The sequence below is a fragment of the Streptomyces sp. 13-12-16 genome, from assembly GCF_002114215.1.
GTDB lineage: Bacteria > Actinomycetota > Actinomycetes > Streptomycetales > Streptomycetaceae > Streptomyces.
On sequence record NZ_NCTE01001389.1, the window covers coordinates 1 to 3,625 of the forward strand.

At 71.8% G+C, this 3,625-nt stretch carries 1 protein-coding gene; it reads right to left on the bottom strand.

Annotation, left to right across the window (positions count from 1 at the left end; translation table 11 throughout):
* A partial coding sequence (locus B7767_RS41280) for a type I polyketide synthase (protein ID WP_179167532.1) occupies nt 1–3,625 on the bottom strand: 3,625 nt, incomplete at both ends.

The following is a 3,625-nucleotide window of genomic DNA, read 5'->3' on the forward strand; positions in this document are numbered from 1 at the left end:
GTGCAGCGTCCTGGGCATCACACCGTGCCGCATCGCCTGGACGACCTTGACGATGGCCGCCACACCGGCCGCGGCCTGCGTGTGACCGATGTTCGACTTGATCGACCCCAGCCACAGCGGGCGCTCCCCGGGGCGGTCCTGCCCGTAGGTGGCCAGCAGCGCCTGCGCCTCGATCGGGTCACCCAGCGTCGTTCCCGTGCCGTGCCCCTCGACCATGTCCACGTCGGCGCTCGAGAGCCCCGCGTTGGCCAGCGCCTGCCGGATCACCCGCTGCTGGGAGGGGCCGTTGGGCGCCGTCAGGCCGTTGCTGGCACCGTCCTGGTTGGTGGCCGTGCCCCGCACCACCGCCAGCACCGGGTGACCGTTGCGCCGGGCGTCCGAGAGCCGCTCGACCAGCAACACGCCCACGCCCTCGGCCCAGCCGGTGCCGTCGGCCGCGGCCGCGTACGACTTGCAGCGCCCGTCCGACGACAGTCCGCGCTGCTCGCTGAACTCGATGAAGTTCTCCGGCGTGGCCATCACGGTGATGCCGCCGGCGAGGGCGAGCGAGCATTCGCCCGACCGCAGCGACTGGATCGCCATGTGCAGGGCGACCAACGACGAGGAGCAGGCGGTGTCCAGGGTCACCGCCGGACCTTCGAGTCCGAGGACGTAGGACACGCGGCCCGAGGCGATGGCGCCGGTGGCACTGTTGTGGGAGTAGTCGTGGTACGTCATCCCGGTGAACACACCGGTCGCGCTGCCCTTCAGGGTCGTCGGGTCGATGCCCGCACGCTCCAGCACCTCCCAGGAGGTCTCCAGCAGCAGCCGCTGCTGCGGGTCCATCATCAACGCCTCGTTCGGCGCGATCCCGAAGAACGCCGGGTCGAACTCCGCGGCGTCGTACAGGAACCCGCCCCGGTCGACGTAGCTGGTGTGCGGGCGGGTGCCGGTGGGATCGTAGAGCCGCTCCAGGTTCCAGCCCCGGTCGGTGGGGAAGCCGGAGACGGCGTCCGTGCCGTCGGCCACCATCCGCCACAGGTCCTCCGGCGAGGCCACCCCTCCCGGGTAACGGCACGCCATGCCGACGATCACGATCGGGTCGTCGCCGGCCGGGGTCACGGCCGCCGTGACGCGCTTCGCGCGCACGGTTCCCGATATCTCGTCGAGCAGGTGACGCGCGAGAACGGCGGGGGTGGGGTAGTCGAACACGAGCGTCGCCGGGAGCTTCAGGCCCGTCGCACGGCCCAGTCCGTTGCGCAGTTCGACGGCCGCCAGGGAGTCGACGCCCAGGTCCCGGAACGTACGTTCCGGGCCGACCGCCTCCGGTCCGGCGTAGCCGAGGTTCATGGCGGCTTGCGTACGGACCAGGGTCAGCAGCACGTCGAGCCGCTGCTCCTCGGCAAGGCCCGCGAGCCGCTGGTGGATCCCGTCCGCGCCTGTGCGGGGCCGGGCGGTGCCGCGTACGACGACGGGGATCAGTCCCCGCAGTACTTCCGGTATCGAGCCGCCGGCCCGGACTGCCGCGAGGTTCAGTTTCAGGGGGATCGCGACGGGCTCGTCCGTCCGCACCGCCGCGTCGAGGAGTGCGAGGCCGTCGTGGTTGGACAGGGGGAGGAAGCCGCCCCGCTCCATACGGGACCGATCGGCCTCGCTCAGGGTGCCCACCATGCCGGCCGCCTGGCTCCAGGGTCCCCAGGCGAGGGATTGGGCCGGCAGGCCCTGGGCACGACGGTGCGCGGCGAGCCCGTCCAGGAAAGCGTTGGCCGCGGCGTAGTTGCCCTGCCCCGGCCCACCCAGCACCCCCGCCGCGGAGGAGAACAGAACGAACGCCGACAGATCCATCCCCCGCGTCAACTCATGCAGATACCAGGCGGCATCCGCCTTCGGCCGCAACACCCGCCCCACACGCTCCGGCGTCAACGACCCGATCAACCCGTCGTCCAGCACACCCGCCGCATGCACCACACCACTGAACGAACGCCCCGCCAACAAACCGGCCAACGCCTCACGGTCCGCCACATCACACGCGGCCCACTCCACCCGCGCACCCAACGCGGACAACTCCGCCGCCAACTCCACCGCACCCGGCGCATCCGCACCACGACGGCTCACCAACAACAACCGCCCCACACCATGACCACGCACCAGATGCCGGGCCACCAACCCACCCAACGCACCCGACGCACCCGTCACCAACACCACATCACCGAACACCGACGACGCCACCGAACCCGCACCCGCACCCGCACCCGGCACACGCGCCAACCGCGGCACCAGACACCGCCCGTCCCGAACCGCCACCTGAGGCTCACCCGTCGCCAGAGCCAGCCCCACACCCGCCTCCACCCCCACGGCATCCACCGCACCAGGCAGATCCACCAGAACGAACCGCCCCGGATCCTCCGACTGCGCACTACGCACCAGACCCCACACCGCAGCCCCGGCCAGATCCGAGACATCCTCACCCGCCACCGACACCGCACCCCGCGTCACCACCACCAGGGTGCCGCTCTCCGTCTGCAGCACTTCCAGCAAGGAGCTCAACGCGGACAGCACGTCGTCGTCCTCGGCACGCCACACCTTCGCGCCGCCGACCGCACCACCGCCCGAGGCCACCGGCGTCCACTCCACCTGATACAGCGAGTCGACCCGCGTCAGCGACCGCGCGGACAGCTCCCGCAGCGTCAAGCCGCCCACGGACACCACCGGCCGGCCCGAGCCGTCCGCCGCGTCCAACGACACCTGGTCCGTTCCCGTCGACGCCACCCGCACCCGCAGCGTGTCGGCCCCGGTGGCGTGCAGTTCCACATCCGCCCACGAGAACGGCAGCACCACGCGGTCACCGTCCAACAGCAACGGAATCGCGTGCAGAGCCGAGTCCAGCAACGCCGGATGCAGGCCGAACCGGTCCACCGCCCCGGACAACGCCACCTCGGCGAACACCTCGTCACCACGCCGCCAGGCGGCCTTCAGTCCCTGGAAGACCGGCCCGTACTCCACTCCGGCTTCGGCCAGTCCCTCGTACAGATCCGTCACGTCCACCGGTACCGCTTCCGCCGGCGGCCACTGGGTCAGGTCCTCCTCCCGGGCGCCGGTTCCCGGGGCGAGCGTCCCGGCCGCATGACGCACCCACGACGCGGACGGTCCGTCCTCGTCACGGGCATGCACCTCGACCGATCGGCGGCCCGACCCGTCGTCCGCCCCGACCACCACCTGGATGGCCGTCGCCGCACGCCGGTCCAGCACCAGCGGCGCCTCGATCGTCAGCTCCTCGACACGGCCGCAGCCCACCTCGTCGCCCGCGCGGACCGCCAACTCCACATGACCGGCACCGGGAAAGACCACCGCTTCCGCCACCACGTGATCGGCCAGCCAGGGCTGTGATCCCACCGACAGCCTTCCGGACAGCACCACCTGGTCCGCGCCCGCGACCGCCACCACGCCATCCAGCAACGGATGGCCGGACTCCTCCGGCCCACGTCCCGACTCCAGCCAGTAGCGCTCCCGCTGGAAGGGGTAGGTGGGCAGGTCGACACGGCGGGCGCCGCGCCCGGCGAACACGGCCTTCCAGTCGGGGGACGCACCGCTCACATGCAGATGCCCGACGGCCGTCAGCAGCGTGGCGGTCTCGGGACGCTCCCGC